The organism is Crystallibacter permensis, from assembly GCF_025960875.1.
Lineage (GTDB): Bacteria > Actinomycetota > Actinomycetes > Actinomycetales > Micrococcaceae > Crystallibacter > Crystallibacter permensis.
This window is the reverse complement of the sequence record NZ_JAODLR010000006.1, coordinates 124,797-148,750: the sequence shown is the minus strand read 5'-3', so window position 1 is coordinate 148,750 and position 23,954 is coordinate 124,797. Positions and strand designations below refer to the sequence as shown.

Below are 23,954 nucleotides of genomic sequence, written 5' to 3'. Positions count from 1 at the left end.
GATCAAGATAACGACGGCGGCCGGCACCGCCAGGGAAAGGAGTCACCTGTGAGCTTCATCGCTGAGACGGCGGACGTCTCGGACCGCGCGCGGCTGGGCGACGGAACCAAGGTATGGCATCTGGCTCAGGTCCGCGAGGACGCGGTGCTGGGGACGGACTGCATCGTGGGCAGGGGCGCCTATATCGGCACCGGCGTAGAGATCGGGGACAACACCAAGATCCAGAACTACGCCCTGGTCTACGAACCGGCGCGGCTGGGCCGCGGGGTCTTCATCGGCCCGGCCGTGGTGCTGACCAATGACACCTACCCCCGTTCGGTGGGCCCGGACGGTTCCCTGAAGAGTGCCGATGACTGGACTCCGGTGGGCGTGACCATTGAAGACGGCGCCTCGATCGGTGCCCGTGCAGTGTGTGTGGCCCCGGTGACCATCGGGCAATGGGCGACCGTCGCGGCCGGCGCCGTAGTGACCAAGGACGTCCCGGCGTTCGCGCTGATGGCCGGCGTTCCGGCCAAGCGGATTGGCTGGGTGGGCCGGGCAGGCCACCCGCTGCGGCAGAACGACGGCGGCGACCCGCTTTCGTGGGTATGTCCCGAGACCGGGGCAACCTACATCGAAGAGGGCGGAACGCTGCGGGAAACCGGATCCGCCGGCGCCCACGCGGACCCGGCAAACGAGGAGAGCTAATTGAGCAAGGACTTTATTCCGGCAGCCAAGCCGATCGTCGGCGAGGATGAACGGGCGGCCGTCGACGCGGTGCTGGTCTCCGGCATGCTGGCCCAGGGCGCCGAAGTGGCTTCTTTCGAAGAGGAGTTTTCCTCGGTCCTGCTGGACGGCCGCGCAGCAGTCGCGGTGAATTCCGGTACCTCGGGGCTGCATCTGGGCCTGCTGGCGGCCGGCATCGGTCCGGGCGACGAAGTCATCGTGCCGTCCTTCACCTTCGCGGCCACGGCAAACTCAGTGGCGCTTGCCGGGGCAACTCCGGTTTTCGCTGATATCGAACCTGACCATTACTGCCTGTCCGCGGCAGCTGCCGAAGCGGTCCTGACCGAGCGGACCAAGGCCATCATGCCCGTCCACCTGTACGGGCATCCGGCCAACATGGATGACCTCGGCGCGCTGGCCAGCTCCCGCGGGCTTGCGTTGTTCGAGGACGCAGCCCAGGCCCACGGCGCCGCCCTGAACGGGAAGAAGGTCGGCACCTTCGGCACGTTTGCCATGTTCAGCCTGTACCCGACGAAGAACATGACTTCAGGGGAAGGAGGGATGGTCTCCACCGCTGACGACGGCGTCGCGCGGCGGCTGCGGCTGCTGCGGAACCAGGGCATGGAACGCCAGTACGAGAACGAACTCGTCGGCTTCAACGCCCGGATGACCAATCTGCATGCCGCTATCGGGCGGGTGCAGCTGAGGAAGGTAGGCGGCTGGACCGAACGCCGCCAGGCCAACGCCGCGTTCCTGACCGGCAACCTCGACGGAGTGGGCACGCCGGCGGTGGCCGACGGCGCCGAGCACGTCTACCACCAGTACACCGTCCGGGTGCCGGCGGGGGAGCGGGACCGTTTTGCCGCCGCACTGAGGGAGGAATACAACATCGGTTCCGGCGTCTATTACCCCATCCCGAACCACCGGCTTCCGTCCTTCAACCGGGACGCGGACCTGCCGCACACCGAGCAGGCCTCGCGCGAAGTGCTCTCGCTACCGGTCCACCCGTCACTGGACGCCGAGGATCTGGACCGCATCGTCACCGCGGTCAACGCGCTGGCCAAGGCAGGTGCGTAAGCGATGGTCAAACTACGGGCCGGCCTGATCGGGCTGGGCATGATGGGCCGCCACCATGCCCGCGTGCTGGGCGAAACCGACGGGGTCGAACTAGTCGCCGTGGCGGATGCCTACGGTGATCCGCATGGGGTGGCCGCGGACATGCCGCTTCGGAACACCGTGGAAGAACTCATCGCCCATGGGCTGGACATGGTGGTCTGCGCGGTACCCACCGGGCTGCATGAGGAGGTCGGCCTGGCCTTGGCCGAGGCCGGCATCCACACCCTGATCGAGAAGCCGATCGCCTCCACCGTCGACGGCGGTCTGCGCTTGGCCGAGGCCTTCGAGGCCAAAGGCCTGGTCGGCGCCGTCGGACATATCGAACGCTACAACCCCGCCCTGCAGTCGCTGCGTGCGCGGCTGGAAAACGCCGACCTGGGAACCGTCTACCAGATCGCCACCCGCCGGCAGGGACCGTTTCCGGCGCGAATCGCCGACGTCGGAGTGATCAAGGACCTGGGCACGCACGATATCGACCTCACGGCTTGGCTGGCACAAAGCGAATACCAGTCAGTCAGCGCCCGCGCGACCACCCGGTCCGGACGCGAGCACGAGGACATGGTTGCTGCCACCGGGCAGCTGGCCAACGGCATTATCACCAGCCATCTGGTCAACTGGCTCTCGCCCATGAAGGAACGCGTCACGGTTGTCACCGGCGAACGCGGATCCTTCCTCGCCGATACGCTCACCGCTGACCTGACCTTCTACGAAAACGGCACCATCAGCACGCAGTGGGACTCCGTGGCCAACTTCCGCGGCGTCTCCGAAGGCAATGTCACACGCCTGGCCATCCCGAAACGGGAGCCGCTGAAGGTGGAACACGAAGCCTTCCGCGACGCAGTGCTGGCGGCCCGCGGAGAATCTTCGACGGCCCCGGAAACGCCTGCCGCGCAGATCGTCACCATGCGCGAGGGCCTGAACACCCTGCGCGTTGCCGAAGCCATGGTGGACTCCAGCCGCGAGGCCAGGACCATCCGGCTGCAGGACTGACCGGGCGTGCGTATCCTGGTCGCTACCCGGATCTATGCCCCGGAAGCGGGGGCCGCAGCCTACCGGCTTGCGGCTACCGTCCGGGCACTGGTCGAAGCCGGGCACGACGTCACTGTGCTGACCACCCGGGCTCCGAAGGACTCCGGCGGCTCTGCCCGCGGTGCCGCTGCGTCCCGCAGTATGGCGGGCACGCCGGCAGCACGGACCGCCAAGCTGAAACGCTGGCCGGTACTGCGCGACAAAACCGGTGCCGTCCGAGGCTACGTGCAGTACGCCAGTTTTGATATCCCGCTGTTTTTCCGCCTGCTGGCAGCACGAAGCTTTGACGCCGTGCTGGTGGAGCCGCCCCCCACCACTGGCGTGGTGGTCCGCGTGGCCTCGTGGCTACGGCGCCGGCCGTACATTTATTTTGCCGCCGACGTCAGCTCGAATGCGGCCGCGGGGATCGGCGTGAATCCGGTTGTGGTCAAAGTGCTGCGCGCCGGAGAGAAATGGGTGCTTTCCGGGGCAACAGGAGTGCTCAGCGTTTCATCCGGCGTCAGCGATGCCGTTCGGGAACTGACGGACGGCCGTGCCGCCGTGACCGAAGTCGGCACGGGAATCGACACCGACACCTTTGCACCGCAGGGCGCGGAGCGGCAGGAAGTGACCACCGGTCCGGCAACGTTCGTTTACGCGGGCACCATGTCCGAGATCCAGGGCGCCGGCGTTTTCGTGGACGGCTTCCTGAAGATATTGGACAGCCGTCCGGAAGTCCGGTTGCTGATGTACGGGCAGGGCGTGGAGCTTGAAGAGCTCAAACGCAGGGCAGCTCCGGCCGGGAACCGCATCCGCTTCATGGGCGTGGCCGGCGGCGAGGAGATAGCTGCAGCGATGAGCCGGGCAGCAGCCGGGCTGGCTTCCGTCCGGCCGGCACGGGGCTATGACTTCGCGTTCGCCACCAAGGCCTTTGCCAGCCTGGCCTGCGGCGCACCGGTCATCTACTCCGGCGTGGGCCCGCTGCGCGCGATCGTCGCGGAAAATTCGCTGGGACACAGCGTCGACTGGGACGCAGGAGCCGTGGCAGCCGCCATGAGCGAAGTGTTGGAGCAGCCCGCGGACCAGGACGAACGCCGCCGGCTGTCGAGCTGGGTTGAGCAGAACTACTCACTGCGCCGCGTCGGGACACGCGCGGCTGATGCTGTTGCCTGCGCAGCCGGACGGGACCGACACTGAACGGGCTTGCCCGGGAAGAAGGATCGTCAGCCTAGTAGGCGGGTCAGCAGACCGCGGGTGACCGCCTCGTCCTCCGCAGAACTGAGGGCTTGCGCGGCCCGGTGAACATTCGCCTTGTACCGTTCAACTTCCTCGGCGGTGAGCGCAGCCAGGGTGCGGGACAGGGATTCGGTGCTGAAGTCCTCGGTCACGGCACCCAGATCATACTGGTGCATCAGCCGGGCGGTTTCGGGGGAGGGGCTGAAGACCAGGGCCAGACGGGCCTGGACGAAGTCGAAGAACTTGTTGGGGAGCATGAGCCTGTGGTTGGTGGTGCGCGGCGGGAGGCTGAAGACGCCGACGTCGTACTTGTTCAGCGTGGCCGGCAGCTCGTCGGGGGCAACGGCATCGTGGAAGGTGATGCGGCGGTCTCCTGCCGCCAGCTCCTTGAGCTGCTGCCAGTACCGTCCGCCGTCGCGCGCCTTGACCAGATACAGATCCAAGCTGAAGCGATCGTCCAGGGCCCGGAAGGCTTCGATGGTCCCCTCCAGGTTCCGGCCCGGAATTGCCGCGCCGCTGTGGACCAAGCGGATCTTGCCGGCGACCGGCTCCGACGGCTCCAAATCCCGGTACGGGCCGGCGTTGCGGACCACCTCGGTGTCGATCCCGAACTGTTCCGAATATAAGGTGGCGATCGAAGCGTTAACGGCGGTCACCGCCGTCGTCCGTGGTAGGTACTTGGCGCAGATTGCCCACATGTAGGGCTTGACGAGCAACCGCCACGGCAGCACGTGCGCGCGTTCTTCGGGGGCCCACTCGTGCATGTCGCCCCATACGGGGGTACCGGTACCGCCGGCGATGGCGTGGGCCAGCGGCAGGGCGCGGGCCTCGTTGGCCACGATCAGGTCGAAGGTCCGGCCGCGGACCAGGGCAAGCGCCTGCTTGACGGCGGGGGCCGCCAGTTCCACCGATGCGTGCCGGCGGAGTCCCAGGCGCAGAACGCCGGACAGGGTCTGCGGGAGGGAGGGCAGGGCGGAATCGATTTCCAAATGTGTGGTGGAGCCGGGCGGGCGGTTGCCGTAGGAGAGTGTGGTCACCTCGCCGGCCTCCGCGAGCAAGGCCAGTTGGCGCAAGACCCGGGAATCCGCCTCGATGTCGGAGAAGGAGATACAAAGTATCTGTTGGGGCACCGTCATTCCTTACCTCAGTGCTGGGAAGCGGCACGCGTGGGCCCGGTGCCTGCCCGGACCGTATCCGGACCGTGACCAGCCTACCTGCCACCCGGTCTGCGGCAGGTCCATGTTGCCGGGCTACTATGGCTGTGTCAGACGCGGCCACGGCCGCCGCACCAGCCAACAGCCGGGTCAGGAAGCCACGTGAAGATCGCGATCACCAAGAGCACCTTGCGCGTACCGCCGACGTACTTCGCCACGGCCCACGCCGAGCAGCTCAAGGCCAGCCACGATTTCCACGTCTTCACCCTGGTCGCCGAGATCACTGACAGGTCCGTTACCGTCCCCGTAACCGACTTTGTGCCAGGGCAGCTGCTGGGTTTCCGCCGTCGTGAATTGGTCATGCCCGCGTTCATGCCCGCCATGACCCTGGCCATTCGCCGTTTCAAACCGGATCTGATCCACCAGCACTTCGGCACGTGGTCGCAGCCGGCCGTGCATGCATCACGCCAAGGGGTTCCGCTGGTGACTACCCTGCACGGTTCCGACGTGGTCTCGCTGGGCAACCCTGCCGATACCTTCATGGCCAAGTGGCACCACCGCAATGTGCTGGCAGCCGCCTCCCAGAGCAAGCGGATTCTGGCCGTCAGCAACTACCTGGCGGGCCGTGCGACGGCGCTCGGACTGGACGCGGAGAAGATCGAGGTGCACTATCAGGGCGTTGACACGGACTACTTTGTCCCGGGCAGCCACGACAGCGAGGGCATTCCCGTGGTGCTCTTCGTGGGGACCTTGAACACTCAGAAGGGCATCAGGGACCTGATCGATGCCTCGCTCGCCGTCTGGCGGAAGGCCCATCACCGGCTGGTCGTGATCGGGGACGGACCCTTGCGGGACGCCGTCGAGGAACAGGCCGCCAGCCACCCGCACATTGATTTCCTCGGCCGGCTGGACCGGGCAGCCATCCGCGGCTGGATGCAGCAGGCGCACGTTCTGGTGGCGCCGAGCCAAGAGGCCGGGGGAGCGCGGGAGGCTGCCGGCCTGGTGCTGCTGGAGGCTCAGGCCTGCGGTACGCCGGTGCTCGCGTACCGCAGCGGCGGAATTCCCGAGATGCTCGACGACGGCACCACCGGCCTGCTTGCCAGCGAAGCGGACTTCTCCCAGCTCCAGAGCCGGCTGCTGCAGCTGCTCCAGCTCGGCAGCGGCGAGTACCTGGCCATGCGGCGCGGGGCCCGGAATTTCGTCGTCGAACATCGCAGCCTCGCCGGCAGCAGCAAAGAGCTGGACACCCATTTCCGGCAGGTGTCCGGCCTCGGTTGAGCGGCTGCTGAGGCTGCGCCGCGGCCTATGCCCGTTGTGGAATACTAGGCAGGTGAGTCGTTGCTGGGTAGTCGTGCCGATGTATAACGAGGCTACCGTTGTCGGTTCGGTGGTTTCCGGACTGCGCGAAGAATTTCCGTACGTGGTCTGTGTCGATGACGGCAGCTCGGATGGTTCCGCGGCCATCGCACGCTCCGCCGGCGCCGTCGTGGTTGAACATCCCGTAAATCTGGGGCAGGGAGCGGCCCTGCAAACGGGGATCGAATTCGCCCTCCAGGACCCGCAACTGGACGCCATTGTCACCTTCGACGCCGACGGCCAGCACCGCGTCGAAGATGCCGCCGCCATGCTGGCACGGATCCGTTCGGGCGAGGCGGAAGTGGTGCTCGGGTCGCGCTTCCTCGAAGGTACTGCCGACGTCTCCCGGCTTAAGCGGCTGGTGCTGCGCACGGCCGCAATGCAGTCCCGTTTCTCCACCGGGCTGCGGCTTACGGACGCACACAACGGGCTCCGGGCGATCTCGGCCCCGATCGCGGGCAAGATCCAGCTGACACAGAACCGGATGGCGCACGCCTCCGAACTCATCCACCAGCTGGCCGAGTTGAAACCAGTATTGGTGGAGCATCCGGTCAAGATCGTCTATACGGAATACTCCAAGGCCAAAGGGCAGTCGCTGCTGAACGGCGTCAACATCCTCGCGGATCTCTTCTTCAGGTGAATTCATGATCATAGTTGTCCAAATTGTCCTGGTCCTGGCCGTCATCGTCGGCGCACTGGCCTTGATGCGCGGCGCAGGCAATGCCCGGCATCAGGCCGTACGGCGCATTCTGCTGGTGCTTTTCGCCGGTGTTGCGGCTTTGTCCGTGTTCTTCCCGGGCTTGCTCACGCGCGTGGCCAATCTCCTCGGCATTGGCCGCGGGACAGACCTGGTGCTGTACGGGCTGATTGTGTGTTTCCTGATCTTCATGGCCAGCTCATACCACCGAACGCGCCAGCTGGAAGCCCGGATCACCAAGCTGGCCCGTCGGATTGCCCTGGACGAGGCGCCGCGTCCGGACGCCGCAGCCGGGGAAGGCCGCGGGCATGACTGACCGGCAGGCGCCGGCGGCCGAACTGATCATCGCCGTCCACAGTGCCGACCGCCCGCTCCGCCGCGCGGTGGAGTCCGTCTTGGCCGCGGCAACCCCTGGCTGTGTCCTGGCCACGGTTGTGTGCCACAATCTCGATCCCGCGCCCCTCCGCGACGCGCTTGCCGGGCTGCCCGCCGAGCAGGTCCGGGTCCTGGCCCTGGCGGACGGAATCCGTTCGCCGGCCGGACCGTTCAACTATGGGCTCGAACACGCAGTAGCCCGATTCGTGGGAATCATGGGCTCCGACGACACGTTGGAAGCCGGAGCGGTGGACGCCTGGCTGGCCGCCGCGGAAGGTGCCGGCGCCGCCGTCGTTATGGCAGCGCTGCGGCTCCGAGGAGGACGGCGGATCCTGACCCCGCGGGCACGCGTGCTCCGCGGGATGCTGGTGGATCCGGTGCGGGACCGCCTGGCCTACCGGACCGCTCCGCTGGGGCTGTTCCGCCGGGACCTGCTTGCCAAACACGGCCTGGCGCTGACCCCCGGACTGCGGACCGGCGAGGACCTGGAATTCGGACTGAAGCTGTGGTTCTCGGGCGAACGGATCGTCTACCCGGCGCAGGGGCCGGCCTACGAGGTTGGGAATGACGCGGCGGAACGGGTGACTTCGGCCGTGCTGCCCTTGGCAGAGCAGTTCCGCGATGTGCGGTCACTCGTAGCGGGAACGTGGTTCGCCGCGCTGCCCGAGCGAAAGCGCGCCGCCGTCGCGGTCAAAATCCTGCGAGGCCATGTCATCAGCGCCGCAGTGCGGCGGGGATCGGACTTCAGCTGGCCGGCGGCGGACCGCCGGGAGCTAAGCCGCGTCATTGATCTGGTGACCGGATTGGCTCCGGCCGCGCCGAAGGTGCTCAGTGCGCCCGATGAACGGCTGCTGCTGGAACTGCGCGACGCAGGCAACGTCGAAGCCGTCCAGGAATCATTACGACGGCGGGAGGCGGCCAATGCGCTCCGGCGCACCCTGACGCTGCGCTGGCAGGATAATTTCCGCGTTGAGGCACCCCTGCGGAGCAATCTGAACTCGCTGCTGGCCGCCGGCACCGACACTGTACTTTCCGCCCTGCCGCCGGCTGCCCGGCGCCACGGGTCCAGCCCGCAACGCCGAAAGGATGCTGCATGAACCGCTCTGCCAGCAGACTGCTGATCCTGTCCTTCTCGCCCCTGCGCAGCGATCCACGCGTGCTGAAGCAGATCAACCTGTTCCGGGACAAGTACCAGGTACTCACCTGCGGGTTCGGCCCCGCGCCGGACGGGGTAGCCGGACACTTCGAACTGGACCGTGTCCTGCCCAGCTGGCCGCGTGATCCGAAACGGCTGGCCGCGCGGCGGTACCGCCAGGTGTACTGGAACATCGCAGCGGTGGCGGAGGCCTCGCGGATGCTGCGCGGACAGCACTTCGACGCCGTCCTGGCCAACGATGCGAACACCGTGCCGCTGGCACTGAGCCTAGAGCCCGTGCGCGGTGTGCACGCGGACCTGCACGAATTCGCCCCCAAGGAGCACTTCAACAAGCCGGCGTGGCGCGTCCTGGTGGCCCCCTATGTCCGTTGGCTGTGCCGGACCTACCTGCCCGCGGTCAGCTCCGTGACCACGGTCTCGGAAGGTATCGCCGAGCAGTACCAGAAGGACTTCGGCGTCGACGTCGGCGTGGTCACCAACGCCGCACCGTACGCCGAGCTGGAACCGCGTCCTACCGGGGAGAAGATCCGCCTTATTTACAGTTCGGCCGGCCAGCGCTACCGCCGGATCGAAGACATCATTGCGGCCATGGACGGAGTGCCTGAGGATCTGGAACTGGACCTGATCGTCATGCCCAACGAACCGGAGTACGTGGACCAGCTGCGCAGCCAGGCAGAGCCGCGGCCAAACGTCCGGTTCCGCGACCCGGTGCCTTACACCCAACTCGTCAAGACCATCAGCGAGTACGACGTGTCCATCTCTGTCATTCCGCCGACCAACTTCAATCTGGCCCAGGCCCTCCCGAACAAGTTTTTCGAGGCCGTCCAAGCCCGGACGGCCCTCATCATCGGTCCGTCGCCGGCCATGCAGACGCTGCTCGAACGGCACGGCCTCGGCGCGGTGACCGAGGATTTCACCGCGGAAGGTCTGCGGGCGGTGCTGCAGTCGCTGACCCGTGAACAGATCGATCAGTGGAAGGCGAACGCGGACAAGGCCGCCGACGAGTTGTCCTCCGAGCACCAGAACAGGGCCTGGGAAAGGGCGATCGAGGCCCTCCTGGAACCGGCGGAGGCCTGATACGTGACGGGTTCAAGGACAGCTCCCCGCGCAACCGGGTCCGGAGCGGATCCGGAAGCAGACCCGAAGGTCCTGCATCTCTACGATGCCGCAGATGTCGGCCGCACTTTGGTCAAGTACGGCAGGATGGACGGGCACCCCTGGCGGCAGTTCAACCGCACGCCGCCCGCGGATACGGCCCCCCCAGCTAGCGCCGCAGGAAAAGCCCGGCGATTGCTGGCCGGTGTATCCTGGCAGGCTGGGCGGGCGGCGGGGATTCTGAAGGCCGATCTGCTCCATGTCCACTCCGGCTCCCGTGTAGGCGTGGTGCGGTCCCGCCCGTACAAGCCCTTTGTGCTGCACTTCCACGGCACCGACATCAGGACACAGTATTACGATGCGGCCCGCAGACCGGCGATCCAGTGGGGCGCGGACCATGCCGCGGCGGTCCTGTACTCCACTCCTGATCTGGCCGAGCACGCCCAGACGGCGCATCCCGGCGCACGGTACCTGCCGAACCCGGTGGACATGGAGGAAATTCCGGATTGGGCCCCGGTGGACCGGCCGCGCGTAGTTTTCGCCTCCCGCTGGGACGGCTCGAAAGGAGGCCAGGCGCAACTGGAACTCGCGCGCACACTGCTCGCCGCCGTCGTACCCGGAACGGAAGTCATGGGACTGGACTGGGGCACCGAGGCAGGCCGGGCTGCTGCTTTGGGCGTACAGCTGGCACCGAAAATGGCCAAACCGGACTACCTGCGCTGGCTGGCCGGGGCACACGCTGTGGTCGGCCAGAGCGCCGGAATCCTGGCCATGAGCGAGCTGCAGGCCGTGGCCATCGGCGTCCCCGTGGTGATGCAACTCGGCGCCGGCTATTACCCCGGACCGTCACCCGTGCTGCAGGCCGATACCGTCGATGGCCTCATCGCCCACGTGCTGACCGCGCTCGCAGATCCGCCGGCCGTCTCCACCTCGTTGGACGGCCGGGGCTGGATCAACACGAACCACTCACCCCACCAAGCGGTGCGGCAGCTCGCCGGGGTATACCGCGAAGTTATGGCCGACCGTTAGGTCTCTAAACGTTCGTCTAGGTCTCTAAACGTTCGTCGGCCGCCAGTTCCTGCGGTGTGAGTCCGGCCAACGCCGCCTGCTCGGCGAAATCCGGGACCCGGGCAACAACGTCGTCAAAGGTTCCGTAGGCGGCCACCTCGCCGTCGCGCATGAAGAAAACGATGTCGGCGTGGCGGATGGTGGCGAGGCGATGTGCCACGGTGATGACCGTGACGTTGCCGTGGAGTTCATTGATCGCCTTGGTCACTGCGGCCTCTGTGGTGGTATCCAGCGCCGAAGTGGCCTCATCCATCACAAGTACCTGCGGGTTGTCGTAGAGCGCCCTGGCGATGCCCAGCCGCTGCCGCTGGCCACCGGAAAGGGCCATGCCGCGCTCGCCGACTACCGCATCGATGCCGCCGTCGCGGGCCAGCAAGGTGTCCAGCAACTGCGCCCGGCGCAGCGCGGTTTCGACCCGTTCCCGGTCAACGTTGGATTCGTCCCAGGCCAGGGCCACGTTCTGGGCAACGGAGGCGTCGAAGAGGGACACTTCCTGGGGGACATAACCGATCCGCTTGCGCCAGGAAGTCAGCACGAATTCGAGCCGCTCGCCGCCCACTTCGATGTGGCCCGCGGTTGGCTCCAGCAGCCCGAGCAGAATATCCACCATGGTTGATTTTCCGGCACCGGATGACCCCACAAAGGCCACATGGCTGCCGGCGGGAATCCGGATGCTGATCCGGTCCAGCGCAGGAGCCTGGGCACCCGGATAGCTGAAGGAGACATCGTTGAGCACAATATCCGCCGGTGCATCGGCGAGGTCGTGCTGCGGCCGTTCCTTGCTCTGGCGCGCCATCTCCTCGTCACCCTCGCGGATGTCCTCGATGACCTGGCGGGCAAAGGATGCGCTGGTGTTGACCGAGGACTGCACGGCCTGCATCCGGGTCAGCGAAGGGATCAGCCGGAATCCGGCGATGGCGAACAGCCCGATGGCGCTCACGGCTCCGGCGGGACCGCCGACAAGCAGGCCAACACCGCCGACCAGGGCGAAGCCGACCACCAAGGCGGTCTCCAACACATAGCGCGGAATCTGCGAAATCTGGATGGCGCCGGCCCGGGCCATGGCCGACTTGGTCCGGGTGCCGTGGACCTGCTCCTGCACCTCCGGTCCGCGGTCCGCGAGGGTGATTTCTTTCAGCGCGCCCAAGGCCTCGTAGAGGGTTTTGGCCGTCCGGTTGGACCACTCGCGGTTCTGACGTCCGATCGCCACCGCCCGGGGCGAAATCACCTTGGCCAGCAGCAGCGCCACCAGTCCCAGATACAACATGGTGACAATAGCGATCAGCGGCTGGGCAATAAAAAGTACGACGACGACAGCCACCATCGTGCCCAGCTCGCCGAAGAGCGTCATGGCCGGCATCAGCACGCCCGAGACCGTGATGCCCACGCCCACATCAACAGAGCGGACGATTTCAGCGGAGTTGCGGCCCAGCCGTTTCTCCCAGGGCGAGGCAAGATAGGCCGCGAAGAGGCGGTCCCCGATGGCGACTTCGTGGCGGGCGAACCGCTTGGTGGCGAAACGCAGCAGCAGCACCGCGAGAATGCCCTTGAGGACAATCAGCAGGCAGATGAAGATCAGCAGCGGCAGGACCAGGCCTTTTTCCGTGATGTCGCCCAGAACCGGCCACACCATCGGTTGCCCGCTGACCAGTCCCGGGAGCAGTGCGGCCACCAGCCCCAGGGCCACGATATCCAGCAGCGCCAGGGCCGCGGAAGCAACGGCGTAGCCGGTCAGGAATCGGCGGCTGCCATCGGGCAGCGTTTTCAACAGCGGCCCGAGGACCTTCAGAATGCTATTCATACTGGCACTAAGACTAGTTGTTTATCCACAAGCCGCGTCACAGACCTAGCTTGCTGCAAACGTTTCACCTACTCTCGGGAGAGAATACGTACACCGACGGCGGATCCAGTCTCAAAAAGTTCCGGCGTCAGGACGGCGCTGTGCGCCAGGGGGATACGGATGGACGCTATCCGCATTGTCGAAGATGAGGTGCGCGAGCTCATCCGCCGCAGGGGCATCGACCCGGCCCACCAGGGCGGGGAAGTGCGCCGACTGGTGGAGGCCGCGGTCAATGATTATGACGAGCGGTCCCTGTTGGGGACGCTGCCGCCGCTGGGGCACCTCGACTTTGCCAGGAAGTATGTCTTCGATGCAGTCGCGGGGTTCGGCGCACTGCAGCCGTTGCTGGATGATCCCACGGTTGAGGAAATCTGGATCAATTCTCCGGCCGAAGTGTACGTGGCACGCGGGGGAGAGTCCGAGCTTACTTCGGTCACGCTAAGCCAGCAGCAGGTAAGGGACCTGGTGGAACGGATGCTCAAGTCCTCCGGCCGGCGGTTGGATTTGTCGTCGCCGTTCGTTGACGCGTCCTTGCCCGATGGTTCCCGCTTGCACGTGGTCATCCCTGACATCACCAAACGGCACTGGGCAGTCAACATCCGTAAGTTCATTGCCCGAGCCTCGAAACTGGACCATTTGGTGGAACTGGGCTCGCTCTCGCCCGAGGCAGCGCGGTTCCTCTCCGCCGCGGTAGCCAGCGGGCTGAACATCCTGGTCTCCGGAGCAACCCAAGCGGGTAAGACGACGATGCTCAATTGCCTTGCGGCAAGCATCGGCAGCCGCGAGCGCGTGGTGACGGTCGAGGAAATTTTCGAGCTTCAGCTGCCGTTACGTGACGTGGTGGGCCTGCAATGCCGCCAACCGAATCTGGAGGGCGAGGGTGAAATCCCCCTGCGGCGCCTGGTCAAGGAAGCCTTGCGTATGCGGCCGGACCGCCTGATCGTCGGCGAAGTCCGCGAAGCCGAAAGCCTGGACATGCTTATTGCCCTGAACAGCGGCCTGCCAGGGATGTGTACTATCCACGCTAATAGCGCATATGACGCCATTACAAAGGTGTGCACGCTGCCCCTGTTGGCTGGCGAGAATATCTCCAGTGCCTTCGTCCTGCCGACGGTGGCTTCCTGCATTGATCTGGTCGTCCACTGCACGCGCAGTGCCTCCGGTCAACGGCAGGTCGCCGAAATAGTCTCGCTCGGCCGCCGGGTCGAAAACGGCATTATCGAGACATCCACGCTCTTCAGCCGGCAGAACGGAGATCTGCTGGCAAGCGGTTCGGCCAGTCCGGGAGATGAGAAATTTGCCCGTGCCGGGTACAACGTCATGCAGTTGCTCGGCGGCATGTCATGACTGCTGCCGCAGGTCTTGCAGGTGGATTCGGTCTATTCCTGATCTGGTGGTCGTGCTGGGAGTTGCCGGAACCCCGTCCCAGGCGCCCCCGCAGTCCACGGTTCACCCGCCTGCAGGAGGTCATCAACCAATCGGGTATTGAGAAAGTCTCGGTCAACGGCCTTATCGCCAGCTGCGCCGGAACAGCCGGCTTTACCTTCTTGCTGATCCTGGTGATCACGCAATCGCCTCCGATCGCCGGCTGTTTCGCGCTCTTTGGCGGATGGCTGCCGTTGGTGCTGGTGCGTTGGCGGGCAAGGCGCCGCGTGGCGGCGATGCGCGAAATCTGGCCGGACGTAGTCGATCACCTGCGTTCTGCCATTCGTGCGGGACTCTCGTTGCCGGAAGCCCTGGTTCAGCTCGGCATCCGGGGGCCGGTGGAGCTGCGTCCCGCGTTTACTGATTTCGGGGCAGACTACCGCGCCGGCGGGCGCTTCGACCAGTCGTTGGAGCGGCTGAAGGACAGGCTTGCGGATCCCGTGGCGGATCGGATTATCGAAGCCCTCAGAATGACCAGGGAGGTCGGCGGTTCCGACCTGGGGAGGCTGCTGGGTACGCTGGCTGATTTCCTTCGCGATAGTGCCCGTACCCGCAGCGAACTGGAGGCCCGCCAGTCGTGGACAGTCAGCGCAGCCAGGCTGGCCGTCGCCGCACCGTGGATTATCTTGATGCTGCTGGCTACGCGGCCCGAAGCTGTTGCCGCCTATAACTCGACGGCGGGAGCCATGGTGCTGCTCGGCGGTCTTGTCGTGTCACAGGTCTGTTACCGGCTCATGCTCCGCATCGGCGCCTTGCCGGAAGACGAACGGGTGATGCAATGACCCAGTTGATGACCATGGGTGTCCTCGCGGGTACAGGGCTGGGTGCCGGGTTGTGGCTGGTCTTGGCGCGGCTCCCATCCATGCGCAGGACGCGGTTCGTCGACAGGATCGCCCCTCAGCTGAAATCGGTCGACGTCCAGTCCAGGCTGCTGGCTGCAGGACCGGTCAACGTGACTCCGTTCGGTCCCTTGGAGCGCATCATCCGGCCGGTTCTTCTCGACGCCGTTTCCTGGCTCGGAAGATTCAACTTGGGAACGACCGTGCTATCCAAACGCCTGGCGCAGGCCGGCCGCCGCCAAACAGCCGTCGACTTCAGGGCGGAGCAACTGCTGTGGGCGGTCCTCGGACTTGCTATCGGAATTCTGCTGGCGCTGGTGTCCGCGGCAGGGGGAGGACTGGACCCGGTCACCGGCATCGTTCTCACAATCGGCCTCGCCGCGGGTGGATTCCTGCTGCGCGACTACATGTTGACCGTGCAGATACAGCGCCGGGAAACCAAGATGCTGGCGGAATTTCCCAGCCTGGCAGAACTGATGGCGCTCGCCGTCAGCGCGGGGGAGAGCACCACTGGTGCGCTCGAACGTATCTGCCGCAGCGCCCAGGGAGAACTGGCCGACGAATTCGCGACTGTCCTGGCTGATACTAGGTCGGGGACTCCGCTGCTGGCGGCGCTGCAGGACTTTTCGCGGCGGAGCCGGCTGCAGGCCTTGGTGCGGTTCGTGGACGGGATCACCGTGGCAGTTGAAAGGGGTACCCCGCTCGCGGAAGTGCTTCGGGCACAGGCACAGGACGTCAGGGATATGGCCAAACGCAGTCTCATGGAATCCGCAGGCAAAAAGGAGATCGCCATGATGGTTCCGCTCGTGTTCGGCGTCTTGCCCCTCACCGTCCTGTTCGCAGTGTATCCGGGGCTGGCCCTGATCAACCTGGGCTGGTGAAGGTGCAAGCAATGAGAATTCCAACAACGGATCATAGGTAAAGAAGGCGGAAAATGAACAAGTATTCCTTCACTCTGAAAGCTGCTGTACTGCTGTCGATGATGCTGGCACAGCTCGCCGGTCGGTTCCGGACGGTCGTGTCCGGCGAGGACCCCGAGCGTGGTGATGTACCCGGGTGGGTCATGATCACACTGATGTCGGCCGTGCTGGTGGCAGGGATCCTCGCCATTGCCAAGCCGGCGCTCGAAGGCCTTTTCAACGATGCCATGGGACGCGTCAGCCAGCCTTGATATGCGCCACCTGATAATGCTGCTGCGCGCTCCGGTCAGACTTCGTTCTGAGCGCGGCTCAGCCGCCGTGGACTTCGTGCTGGTCGGCGGGGTCCTGACGCTGATTTTCGTCTCGATCATGCAGTTGGCTCTTGTTCTGCATGTCCGCAACACTCTGATCGATGCTGCTGGTTCCGGTGCCCGCTACGGCGCTTTGGCAGATCGTGGACCAGAAGACGCCCGCGGCCGCACGGTGTCCCTGATTACGGGTTCCCTTAACTCTGACTATGCCGCGGACGTCCAGGTGGAAGAGATCCAGCGTGGTGGAATCAGGACGCTTCGCGTGACGGTGAACGCTCCGTTGCCGGCGGTCGGACTGGTGGGTCCTGCAGGCCGATTGGAGGTGGAGGGCCATGCGGCACTGTCGCGGTAGCAAATACCGGCCGTCCAGGTCACTGGTCGAACTTCGCCGGCGCTTGGCAGCGGCGGCGGGTCCTGATGATCCTGCGGCGCGGGGCAGCGCTGTGGTGGAGTTCGTCTTCCTTGGCGCACTGCTGCTGGTACCTGTGGTCTACTTCGTCATCGCAGTGGCCCAGGTTCAGGGCGGTTCCTTCGCCGTCGTTAGCGCGGCCGACCATGCAGCCAAGGTTTTCGTCGCGGCAGACACCCCTGCAGCCGCTCATGGCCAGGCTGAACAGGCAGCGCTGCTTTCCGTACAGGATTTCGGCTTCGGACCCGGCGATCTCGGGATGGCTATCAGCTGCGGCGGCGGCGCATGCCTCGATCCCGGTTCAACCGTGACCGTGAACGTCTCTCTGGAGGTTCCGTTGCCGCTGACGTCGGGTTTGGACTTGTCCTTCGCCACGGTGACTTCCACCGCGACCCAGATCGTCGAGCGTTACGGATGAAAACGCCGGGAGCCATGCGGCGACCCGTCAGGGCCCTTACACCAACCGGCCTGACCCGTATCGGGCGGAAGGCGCGGGACGATGACGGACAGGTAGCGGTACTGATCATCGGATTTGTGATGCTGAGCCTGCTGATACTCACTGTGGTCATGGCTGCGTCCGCCGTGTACGTTGAGCGTAAAAAGTTGCTCTCGGTGGCGGACGGAGCTTCCTTGGCCGCAGCTGACACTTTTGCGTTGGCTGATGTTCAAGGCTCTGCCGGGGCTCCCGTTCCGACCTTGAGCGACGGGACCGTTTACAGCGCCGTCCAACGCTACCTTGCCGACACCGGTGCTGCGGGCAGATTCACCAGTCTGTCCATCAGTCCCGGCACCGGCTCGCCTGAGAGCCGGACTGCCCACGTTGTCCTGTCCGCCGTAGTGCACCCCCCGATGGTGAATTTCCTGGTTCCGGACGGAGTGCTGATCACCGTGTCCAGCGATGCCCGTTCGGAGTTGCGCCGCTGAGACGCGAGTGCCAGCGCCGGGGCGGATGCTTAGCGGCAGGAAGCGCAAGGGTGTTCCCACCATGGCGTAGGCTTGGAGAACCATGGCTGAGATCGACTTTCCCGCAGAAATCCGCGCCCTGCGCGCCACATATGACTCCATCGAGGCAGTCACCGATGTCGAAACCATCCGCAAGGACATCGCTGAGCTGAGCGAGCAGGCCGGAGTGCCCGATCTCTGGGACGATCCCGCCGCAGCCCAGCAGATCACCTCCAAGCTCTCGCACCGCCAGTCCGATCTTGAGCGGCTGGAAAAACTCGAGGCACGGATCGACGACCTGGAGGTGCTCGTTGAGCTGGGCCAGGGCGAGGACGATGCCGACTCCATGACGGAGGCAGCCAATGAGCTGGCGGCATTGAAAAAGGCGCTCGCCCAGCTCGAAGTCGTTACCTTGCTCTCGGGCGAGTACGACGAGCGGGAAGCCGTTGTCACCATCCGCGCTGGTGCCGGCGGTGTTGACGCAGCGGATTTCGCGGAAATGCTTATGCGCTTGTATCTGCGCTGGGCAGAGCGCCACGGGTACGCCACGTCGGTACTGGACACCTCCTATGCCGAGGAAGCAGGGCTGAAGTCGGCGACGTTCGAAGTCAAAGCGCCTTACGCCTTCGGTACCTTATCGGTCGAAGCAGGCACCCATCGTTTGGTGCGGATCAGTCCTTTCGACAACCAAGGCCGGCGCCAGACGTCCTTTGCCGCGGTCGAGGTAATCCCGCTGATCGAGCAGACGGACTCCATCGATATTCCGGACAACGAGATCAAGGTTGACGTTTTCCGCTCCTCCGGACCGGGCGGGCAATCGGTGAACACAACGGACTCGGCCGTGCGGCTGACGCACCTTCCCACCGGCATCGTCGTCTCAATGCAGAACGAGAAATCACAGATCCAGAACCGCGCCGCCGCGCTTCGGGTGTTGCAATCCCGGCTGCTGCTGCTGAAAAAGGAGCAGCAAAACGCGGAGAAGAAGGCCCTTGCCGGGGACGTCAAGGCCTCCTGGGGCGACCAGATGCGTTCCTACGTGCTCAACCCGTACCAGATGGTCAAAGACTTGCGAACGGAACACGAAGTCGGCAATACCTCTGCCGTATTCGACGGCGAGATCGATGACTTTATCGACGCGGGTATCCGCTGGCGCGCGAACACGCGAAACGCGGCGGAATAGGTCCGGCCGCACTACGACTTACCGCTAAGAAATCCGGGCCACCCTGTCAAGGGACGGTCCGTGTTGCTTGTTGCCCGGATGCTTTAAGGTCGGGCAGTACATCCGTGACCCGCTCGGAAGGATATGCGGATCATGACCTGACCGGGCACGCACTGGCGACCTGCCATGACACCATGGCCACGACACCTCGGATTCTGAGCCGTGGAGTGGAGCTGCTGCCGCGCTCGCGCAACTGGCTGTTCCCACAGCGCTCCTCCGGGCTCCTGCGGGCTGATGGATGGATATGCCGCCCTCTACACAGCGGATTACGTGCGTTCCTGGGCCGGCAGGTTTCGGCGCTGAGGGTGCACACCGTGGATGACGTGAATCACTATACAATCGTGATGGAACCGCGAGGTGCCGGCGCTGTTGCTGCGGCCGTCCGGCCCGCACTTGCTGCAGCCACGGCGAACGCGGCTGGCGATGGTGCTCGCTGAACGCCGTCGGCTTCCTGCCGATGGCCTTGCCTGAACGACACGCCCGTAGGGGCCTGCAGGTAAATCCCAAGGCGTACTGCATATAGTCAGAACGCCGATGATTTTTCCTTCAACCATAGGCCCGAGCCATCGGCAGCTGTATTTGGGCACGAAGTAGTCATGATTAGATTCGACAACGTCACTAAGATTTACGACCAGAACACGCGACCCGCTCTGGACAAGGTCAGCCTTGAAGTGGACCGCGGGGATTTTGCGTTCCTGGTCGGAGCCTCCGGGTCAGGGAAGTCCACCTTCATCCGGCTGGTCCTCAAGGAGGATCGGGCTACCCGCGGCTCTGTGTACGTGGCTGGCCAGAACGTCGCCAACATTCCCAGCTGGCGGGTGCCCAAGCTGCGCCGCGGCATCGGCGTTGTCTTCCAGGATTTCCGGCTGCTGCCGAACAAAACCGTAGCCGGCAACGTAGCGTTCGCCATGCAGGTGATCGGCAAGAGCCGGGCGATGATCCGCGAGACGGTTCCCGAAGTACTCAAGACGGTCGGTCTGGAAGGCAAGGACCACCGGATGCCCCATGAGCTCTCCGGCGGCGAACAGCAACGTGTGGCTATCGCCCGGGCGATCGTGAATAAGCCGGGTATCCTGCTGGCCGACGAGCCGACCGGAAACCTTGATCCCACCACCTCGATGGGCATCATGAAGGTCCTGGACCGCATCAATCAAAACGGCACCACCGTGGTCATGGCCACACACGACAATGTGATCGTGAACGACATGCGCAAACGGGTGATCGAGCTGGTCGACGGCGTATTGGTCCGTGACGAAGCCGAAGGCATCTACATTGGCGCCCAGGGTGATAACAAATGAGACTCGCATTCATTCTCGGTGAAATCGGTTCGGGGTTGCGCCGGAACCTTTCCATGGTCGTCTCCGTCATCCTGGTCACTTTCATTTCACTGACATTCGTCGGTGCCGCCGGCATGCTCCAGCTGCAGATCAACCAGATGAAGGGCTACTGGTACGACAAGGTCCAGGTCGCGGTCTTCCTCTGCGTCGATACGTCGACGGCGGCCAGCTGCGCCTCCGGGCCGGTCACTGACGAGCAGCGGGCGGAAATCAAAAACACGCTTGACTCGCCTGCTGTCGCTCAGTACGTGGACACCTACCTGTACGAGTCGCAAGAGGACGCGTTGGGACACTTCCGCGACCAGTTCGCAAACTCGCCGATTGTAGATTCCGTAACGGCGGATCAGCTGCCGGAGTCCTTCCGCGTCAGCCTCGTGGACCCGGAAAAGTACGAGGTTATTAACGAGATCTTCTCCTCGTTGCCCGGCGTCGAAGTCGTTGTGGACCAGCGGGAGATCCTGGAACGGGTCTTCAATGTGATGAATATAGCGTCACTCGTGGCGGTCAGTATTGCCGCCATCATGATTGTCTGTGCAATCCTGCTGATCGCGACGACCATCCGTCTCTCGGCGTTTAGCCGACGTCGCGAGACGGGCATCATGCGCCTGGTAGGAGCTTCGAAGGCGGTGATCCAGCTGCCGTTTGTGCTGGAAGGCGTCATTGCCGCGGTCATCGGCGCGCTGCTGGCCTCGGTCACGTTGTGGGCAGTGGCGCGGTTCTTTATCGGCGACTGGCTTGCACAGCAATATCCGGATACGGCCTTCATATCGGAGGGATCGGTGCTCCTGATCGCACCTGCGCTGATCCTGCTCGGTACCGTGCTGGCAGGAATTTCCTCTCTTCTTACCCTCCGACGCTATTTGAAGGTCTAGAATCATGTCTACTGAGCAGAACAACAGGTTGGGGAACCGGACAGTGAACCGTTTACACGCGGGTAGGAAGTCGTGTCTGCCGCAGGGGATTATCAGCGCCGCGCTGGCCGCCTTCTTGGCGTTTTCCCTCGGCACCGCAGGTCCGGTACAAGCGGATCAACTGGACGATCGCAAAGAAGCGCTCGAGCAGGAAATGGCCGAAGTTGAGCATTCCCTGGAGTTCCTGGACGCCGACATCATAGAGACGGTCAAGCAGCTCAAGGAGTACCAGAGCCAGTTGCCCGCGGCCCAGCAGAAACTGGCAGATGCGCAGGGACGGGTCGAGGAAGCGGCGAACAAGGTCGCCGCTCTGGCCCAGCGTGTGGACATGGCGCTGCAGACCAAGGACAACATCAATAAGCAGCTCGATGACGACAAGGAAGAGCTCGCTGAAACCCGGGAAGTCATAGGGCAGATTGCCACCCAGGCCTACAAGCAGGGCGGAGTCCCGTCTAACCTGACGCTCTTCTTTGGCTCTGAGGGTGATTCCGGCCTGGCCGATACAATCGGTCTGGCGGACCAGGCCCTGCGCAGCCAGAACGCCGCATTGAACAAGCTTTCCCAGCAGAACGCCACGAACGTGAACTCGAAGGCCCGCCTCGAGGCGGTCGAGGAAGAAATCCGGGACCTCAAGCAGCAGGCCGAAGAGGCATTGGCTGCCGAGCAGGCTGCCCGCGATGAGGCCGCAGCGGAGAAGGAGAAGGTGGACGCGCTGATCGCGGATACCTCTGCCCTTTCGGACAAACTGCAGGCCCAGAAACCGAAGATCCAGCAGCAGCTGGCTGAGGTCGAAGAACAGCACCAGCAGGTGCAGGCGGATATCGCCGAACGGCAGGAAAGGCTCCGGCGCGAAGCCGAAGAGCGCCGCAAGAAGGAAGAAGCCGAGCGCAAGGCGGCCCAAGCGGCCTGGGAGAAGGAACAGGCGCGGATCAAGGCCGCGAAGGCGGCTGCCGCGGCAGCCAACCAGCCGGTCCCGCAGATTGTACCCACGGTCGAACCGCCGCCCGCCGCGCCGAGCGAGTCGTCCTCGTTTGGTCTCGCCTCGCCGGTGTCCGGCCCGGTGACCTCCGGATACGGATGGAGGGCTACACCCGCCGGGACGATCGATTTTGGCGGTTCCGGCGGTTACATGCACACCGGACTGGACTATGGGTCAGCCTGCGGGACCCCGGTGCGCGCGCCTGCCAGCGGCGAAGTATGGACATCCGGGTGGGGCGGTGCCGCCGGAAACATGGTGGTGATCAGCCACGGGGTGGTTTCGGGCAGTGCCTTGGCAACGAACTACTTCCACTTAACGCGGTCCGCCGTGTCCGTTGGCCAGAGGGTCAGCCAAGGGGATGTCATCGGTTACGTTGGAACAACCGGCAACTCGACTGGATGCCATCTACACTTTGAAACCATCCTGAACGGCTCGCTGGTCAACCCCATGGGTCTGCTGTAGCCCACGAGGGATTTGTCCCGCGCCGGTATACTAGGTGTTTCCACCTAAGAGGATTTGAACCAGAAGGAGTCGCCCCGTGCCCAGGGAAAGTGGCCGGAAGGTAGTGGCCACCAATCGCAAGGCCCGGCATGACTATCACATTATGGATACCTTTGAGGCCGGCATGGCGCTCATGGGAACCGAGGTCAAATCGCTGCGCGAGGGCAGAGCATCCCTCGTAGACGGATTTTGCGTTTTCTATAACGATGAGCTGTATCTGGAAGCCGTCTATATCCCGGAGTATCTCAATGGCAGCTGGACCAATCACTCTGCCCGGCGTCGGCGGAAACTCCTGCTGCACCGCGAAGAGCTGAACAAGATCTCACACAAGATCCGCGAATCAGGCTTCACAATTGTGCCGCTTCAGCTTTACTTCAATGATGGGCGGGCCAAGGTCGAAATTGCGATCGCCCGAGGCAAGAAGGACTACGACAAGCGTCAGACATTGCGCGAACAGCAGGACAAGCGCGAAGCGCTGCGTGTCATGCGTGAGCGCAACCGCCGTTCTGCCTGATCGGCGTTCATCAGGAGCGTGCCCTGGTAGCTTCGCTATGTGTGACGACCGCTGGCGTGTTGCCCGGATCGAAGATGGATCCGATGCCGGCCGCCAAGAACCAAGCTGAGTAGCGGCCCCTGCCAGGTCCCTCCGCAGGGACAGCCGGGCAGGGATCTGCGGCCCTCCAGACGGGGCCGTCCTGTAGCAGGATCCATCAGCAGAAATTCTTCGTCGATCCCGAACGCAAGCATGAGAAGCTCCTGGGCTCAGCGAGGAGGCCGTCAGCGGTCGCGGCGGCCGCTGACGAACTTAAATACAGCGCAAATCAGCCCGCGGCCGGAGGGCCACAAAACACCAGGGACCTCGGGGAATACATTCGCCGATGTTGTGGTTAGAATAGATAGTCCGGTGTGAACCGGTTTGGTAATTCAATATGGGGATGACAGGTTTCGACGATGTTAGTCGCGCCAGGAGAAGCGGGCCGAGGATGCAGGGCTATCTCGTTAACGCTCTCTGCAAAAAAATAACTGCTGATTCTAAACAGCACGACTTCGCTCTCGCTGCCTAAGCAGCGGGCATAGTCCGTCAGCCCGGGTACGCTCTCGACCCGGTTTCTGGCGTCATTTAGAGGGCCACTGCTGGACACTTTCGCCGTTGGAGTGTCCGGGACTTTTAGACGGCTGGGCCCGGGTCAGCCACTTGTTTGCAGGATGGCTGGGGCCGAGAAATCCCGAAGCAAACTGCGCCCGGAGAAGTCCTGGCAACGCAACATCGGACGGGGGTTCAATTCCCCCCATCTCCACGGATGAGATTCAGGAAGTGTCTTCTCACTCCCTGTATCGCAGGCGGTCTGTTAGTG

The 23,954-nt window shown here is 64.3% G+C and carries 25 protein-coding genes and 1 other RNA gene; 23 read left to right on the top strand and 3 right to left on the bottom strand.

Annotated features, from left to right (window positions below; translation table 11 throughout):
• Positions 1-48: 48 nt before the first annotated feature.
• Genes B0G38_RS09490 through B0G38_RS09475 form a run of 4 tightly spaced genes read left to right on the top strand, consistent with a single transcriptional unit; the run spans position 49 to position 4,026 of the window.
• Positions 49-687, top strand: coding sequence for an acyltransferase (locus B0G38_RS09490; protein ID WP_264669211.1), 639 nt, complete (start codon positions 49-51; stop codon positions 685-687).
• A complete protein-coding gene (locus B0G38_RS09485) occupies positions 688-1,782 on the top strand; it encodes a DegT/DnrJ/EryC1/StrS family aminotransferase (RefSeq protein WP_264669210.1) in 1,095 nt (364 codons plus the stop codon).
• A 3-nt stretch (positions 1,783-1,785) separates the two neighbouring features.
• Positions 1,786-2,811 carry a Gfo/Idh/MocA family protein gene (locus tag B0G38_RS09480; protein WP_264669209.1) on the top strand — a complete coding sequence of 342 codons (1,026 nt, stop codon included), beginning with the start codon at positions 1,786-1,788 and terminating at the stop codon, positions 2,809-2,811.
• 6 nt (positions 2,812-2,817) lie between these two features.
• Positions 2,818-4,026 carry a glycosyltransferase gene (locus tag B0G38_RS09475; RefSeq protein WP_264669208.1) on the top strand — a complete coding sequence of 403 codons (1,209 nt, stop codon included), beginning with the start codon at positions 2,818-2,820 and terminating at the stop codon, positions 4,024-4,026.
• Between the two features lie 26 nt (positions 4,027-4,052).
• Here the strand turns inward: B0G38_RS09475 and B0G38_RS09470 are convergent, their stop codons facing one another.
• Complete coding sequence (locus B0G38_RS09470) at positions 4,053-5,201, bottom strand: glycosyltransferase (protein ID WP_264669207.1); 1,149 nt, start codon at positions 5,199-5,201, stop codon at positions 4,053-4,055.
• A 180-nt stretch (positions 5,202-5,381) separates the two neighbouring features.
• Here B0G38_RS09470 and B0G38_RS09465 point away from each other — a divergent pair, with 180 nt between their 5' ends.
• Genes B0G38_RS09465 through B0G38_RS09440 form a run of 6 tightly spaced genes read left to right on the top strand, consistent with a single transcriptional unit; the run spans position 5,382 to position 10,927 of the window.
• Complete coding sequence (locus B0G38_RS09465; RefSeq protein WP_264669206.1) at positions 5,382-6,497, top strand: glycosyltransferase; 1,116 nt, start codon at positions 5,382-5,384, stop codon at positions 6,495-6,497.
• Positions 6,498-6,549: 52 nt separating this feature from the next.
• Entirely contained in the window at positions 6,550-7,215 is a 666-nt protein-coding gene (locus B0G38_RS09460) for a glycosyltransferase family 2 protein (protein WP_264669205.1), read from the top strand.
• A 4-nt stretch (positions 7,216-7,219) separates the two neighbouring features.
• Positions 7,220-7,588, top strand: a complete 369-nt coding sequence (locus B0G38_RS09455; protein ID WP_264669204.1) for a DUF2304 domain-containing protein — start codon at positions 7,220-7,222, stop codon at positions 7,586-7,588.
• Positions 7,581-8,744, top strand: a complete 1,164-nt coding sequence (locus tag B0G38_RS09450; RefSeq protein ID WP_264669203.1) for a glycosyltransferase family 2 protein — start codon at positions 7,581-7,583, stop codon at positions 8,742-8,744. The genes B0G38_RS09455 and B0G38_RS09450 overlap by 8 nt, the downstream gene beginning before the upstream one ends.
• Complete coding sequence (locus B0G38_RS09445; protein ID WP_264669202.1) at positions 8,741-9,880, top strand: glycosyltransferase; 1,140 nt, start codon at positions 8,741-8,743, stop codon at positions 9,878-9,880. The genes B0G38_RS09450 and B0G38_RS09445 overlap by 4 nt, the downstream gene beginning before the upstream one ends.
• A gap of 3 nt (positions 9,881-9,883) precedes the next feature.
• Positions 9,884-10,927 (top strand): glycosyltransferase family protein, encoded by a 1,044-nt coding sequence (locus B0G38_RS09440; protein ID WP_264669201.1) that lies wholly within the window; start codon positions 9,884-9,886, stop codon positions 10,925-10,927.
• 16 nt (positions 10,928-10,943) lie between these two features.
• Here the strand turns inward: B0G38_RS09440 and B0G38_RS09435 are convergent, their stop codons facing one another.
• The gene (locus B0G38_RS09435) at positions 10,944-12,767 is read right to left on the bottom strand and encodes an ABC transporter ATP-binding protein (RefSeq protein ID WP_264669200.1); all 1,824 of its coding nucleotides are present in this window, start codon (positions 12,765-12,767) and stop codon (positions 10,944-10,946) included.
• Between the two features lie 159 nt (positions 12,768-12,926).
• Here B0G38_RS09435 and B0G38_RS09430 point away from each other — a divergent pair, with 159 nt between their 5' ends.
• From B0G38_RS09430 to ftsX, 10 genes are all read left to right on the top strand, one after another.
• Positions 12,927-14,153, top strand: a complete 1,227-nt coding sequence (locus tag B0G38_RS09430) for a CpaF family protein (protein ID WP_264669199.1) — start codon at positions 12,927-12,929, stop codon at positions 14,151-14,153.
• Positions 14,150-15,013 carry a type II secretion system F family protein gene (locus B0G38_RS09425; RefSeq protein WP_264669198.1) on the top strand — a complete coding sequence of 288 codons (864 nt, stop codon included), beginning with the start codon at positions 14,150-14,152 and terminating at the stop codon, positions 15,011-15,013. Before B0G38_RS09430 ends, B0G38_RS09425 begins: the two co-directional genes overlap by 4 nt.
• Entirely contained in the window at positions 15,010-15,951 is a 942-nt protein-coding gene (locus B0G38_RS09420) for a type II secretion system F family protein (protein WP_264669197.1), read from the top strand. The genes B0G38_RS09425 and B0G38_RS09420 overlap by 4 nt, the downstream gene beginning before the upstream one ends.
• Positions 15,952-16,049: 98 nt before the next feature.
• Complete coding sequence (locus B0G38_RS09415) at positions 16,050-16,241, top strand: hypothetical protein (protein ID WP_240974549.1); 192 nt, start codon at positions 16,050-16,052, stop codon at positions 16,239-16,241.
• Position 16,242: 1 nt separating this feature from the next.
• Positions 16,243-16,653, top strand: coding sequence for a TadE/TadG family type IV pilus assembly protein (locus tag B0G38_RS09410; protein ID WP_264669196.1), 411 nt, complete (start codon positions 16,243-16,245; stop codon positions 16,651-16,653).
• A complete protein-coding gene (locus B0G38_RS09405) occupies positions 16,634-17,128 on the top strand; it encodes a hypothetical protein (RefSeq protein ID WP_264669195.1) in 495 nt (164 codons plus the stop codon). Before B0G38_RS09410 ends, B0G38_RS09405 begins: the two co-directional genes overlap by 20 nt.
• 14 nt (positions 17,129-17,142) lie before the next feature.
• Positions 17,143-17,634 (top strand): Tad domain-containing protein, encoded by a 492-nt coding sequence (locus tag B0G38_RS09400; protein ID WP_264669194.1) that lies wholly within the window; start codon positions 17,143-17,145, stop codon positions 17,632-17,634.
• An 82-nt stretch (positions 17,635-17,716) separates the two neighbouring features.
• Positions 17,717-18,832, top strand: coding sequence for a peptide chain release factor 2 (prfB, locus tag B0G38_RS09395; protein WP_169994205.1), 1,116 nt, complete (start codon positions 17,717-17,719; stop codon positions 18,830-18,832).
• A gap of 635 nt (positions 18,833-19,467) precedes the next feature.
• The gene (ftsE, locus tag B0G38_RS09390) at positions 19,468-20,169 is read left to right on the top strand and encodes a cell division ATP-binding protein FtsE (protein ID WP_264669193.1); all 702 of its coding nucleotides are present in this window, start codon (positions 19,468-19,470) and stop codon (positions 20,167-20,169) included.
• Positions 20,166-21,080: a permease-like cell division protein FtsX gene (ftsX, locus tag B0G38_RS09385; protein WP_264669192.1), complete on the top strand. Its 915-nt coding sequence runs from the start codon at positions 20,166-20,168 to the stop codon at positions 21,078-21,080. The genes ftsE and ftsX overlap by 4 nt, the downstream gene beginning before the upstream one ends.
• Before the next feature lie 52 nt (positions 21,081-21,132).
• Here the strand turns inward: ftsX and B0G38_RS23230 are convergent, their stop codons facing one another.
• A complete protein-coding gene (locus B0G38_RS23230; protein ID WP_319801237.1) occupies positions 21,133-21,291 on the bottom strand; it encodes a hypothetical protein in 159 nt (52 codons plus the stop codon).
• Here B0G38_RS23230 and B0G38_RS09380 point away from each other — a divergent pair.
• The 3 genes from B0G38_RS09380 (at position 21,274) to ssrA (ending at position 23,900) form a co-directional block, all read left to right on the top strand.
• Complete coding sequence (locus B0G38_RS09380; RefSeq protein ID WP_319801236.1) at positions 21,274-22,560, top strand: peptidoglycan DD-metalloendopeptidase family protein; 1,287 nt, start codon at positions 21,274-21,276, stop codon at positions 22,558-22,560. The genes B0G38_RS23230 and B0G38_RS09380 overlap by 18 nt on opposite strands.
• A 76-nt stretch (positions 22,561-22,636) precedes the next feature.
• A complete protein-coding gene (gene smpB, locus B0G38_RS09375; RefSeq protein WP_169994215.1) occupies positions 22,637-23,113 on the top strand; it encodes an SsrA-binding protein SmpB in 477 nt (158 codons plus the stop codon).
• Positions 23,114-23,530: 417 nt separating this feature from the next.
• Positions 23,531-23,900: a transfer-messenger RNA gene (gene ssrA, locus B0G38_RS09370) on the top strand.
• Positions 23,901-23,954 lie beyond the last annotated feature (54 nt).

Bases quoted from the DNA above. Each gene is read 5' to 3' on its own strand.
- B0G38_RS09480 (WP_264669209.1), top strand. From the start codon at position 1,786: ATGGTCAAACTACGGGCCGGCCTGATCGGGCTGGGCATGATGGGCCGC.
- B0G38_RS09470 (WP_264669207.1), bottom strand. From the start codon at position 5,201: ATGACGGTGCCCCAACAGATACTTTGTATCTCCTTCTCCGACATCGAG.
- B0G38_RS09455 (WP_264669204.1), top strand. From the start codon at position 7,220: ATGATCATAGTTGTCCAAATTGTCCTGGTCCTGGCCGTCATCGTCGGC.
- B0G38_RS09450 (WP_264669203.1), top strand. From the start codon at position 7,581: ATGACTGACCGGCAGGCGCCGGCGGCCGAACTGATCATCGCCGTCCAC.
- B0G38_RS09445 (WP_264669202.1), top strand. From the start codon at position 8,741: ATGAACCGCTCTGCCAGCAGACTGCTGATCCTGTCCTTCTCGCCCCTG.
- B0G38_RS09435 (WP_264669200.1), bottom strand. From the start codon at position 12,767: ATGAATAGCATTCTGAAGGTCCTCGGGCCGCTGTTGAAAACGCTGCCC.
- B0G38_RS09430 (WP_264669199.1), top strand. From the start codon at position 12,927: ATGGACGCTATCCGCATTGTCGAAGATGAGGTGCGCGAGCTCATCCGC.
- B0G38_RS09425 (WP_264669198.1), top strand. From the start codon at position 14,150: ATGACTGCTGCCGCAGGTCTTGCAGGTGGATTCGGTCTATTCCTGATC.
- B0G38_RS09420 (WP_264669197.1), top strand. From the start codon at position 15,010: ATGACCCAGTTGATGACCATGGGTGTCCTCGCGGGTACAGGGCTGGGT.
- B0G38_RS09415 (WP_240974549.1), top strand. From the start codon at position 16,050: ATGATGCTGGCACAGCTCGCCGGTCGGTTCCGGACGGTCGTGTCCGGC.
- B0G38_RS09410 (WP_264669196.1), top strand. From the start codon at position 16,243: ATGCGCCACCTGATAATGCTGCTGCGCGCTCCGGTCAGACTTCGTTCT.
- B0G38_RS09405 (WP_264669195.1), top strand. From the start codon at position 16,634: ATGCGGCACTGTCGCGGTAGCAAATACCGGCCGTCCAGGTCACTGGTC.
- B0G38_RS09400 (WP_264669194.1), top strand. From the start codon at position 17,143: ATGCGGCGACCCGTCAGGGCCCTTACACCAACCGGCCTGACCCGTATC.
- prfB (WP_169994205.1), top strand. From the start codon at position 17,717: ATGGCTGAGATCGACTTTCCCGCAGAAATCCGCGCCCTGCGCGCCACA.
- ftsE (WP_264669193.1), top strand. From the start codon at position 19,468: ATGATTAGATTCGACAACGTCACTAAGATTTACGACCAGAACACGCGA.
- ftsX (WP_264669192.1), top strand. From the start codon at position 20,166: ATGAGACTCGCATTCATTCTCGGTGAAATCGGTTCGGGGTTGCGCCGG.
- B0G38_RS09380 (WP_319801236.1), top strand. From the start codon at position 21,274: ATGGCCGAAGTTGAGCATTCCCTGGAGTTCCTGGACGCCGACATCATA.
- B0G38_RS23230 (WP_319801237.1), bottom strand. From the start codon at position 21,291: ATGCTCAACTTCGGCCATTTCCTGCTCGAGCGCTTCTTTGCGATCGTC.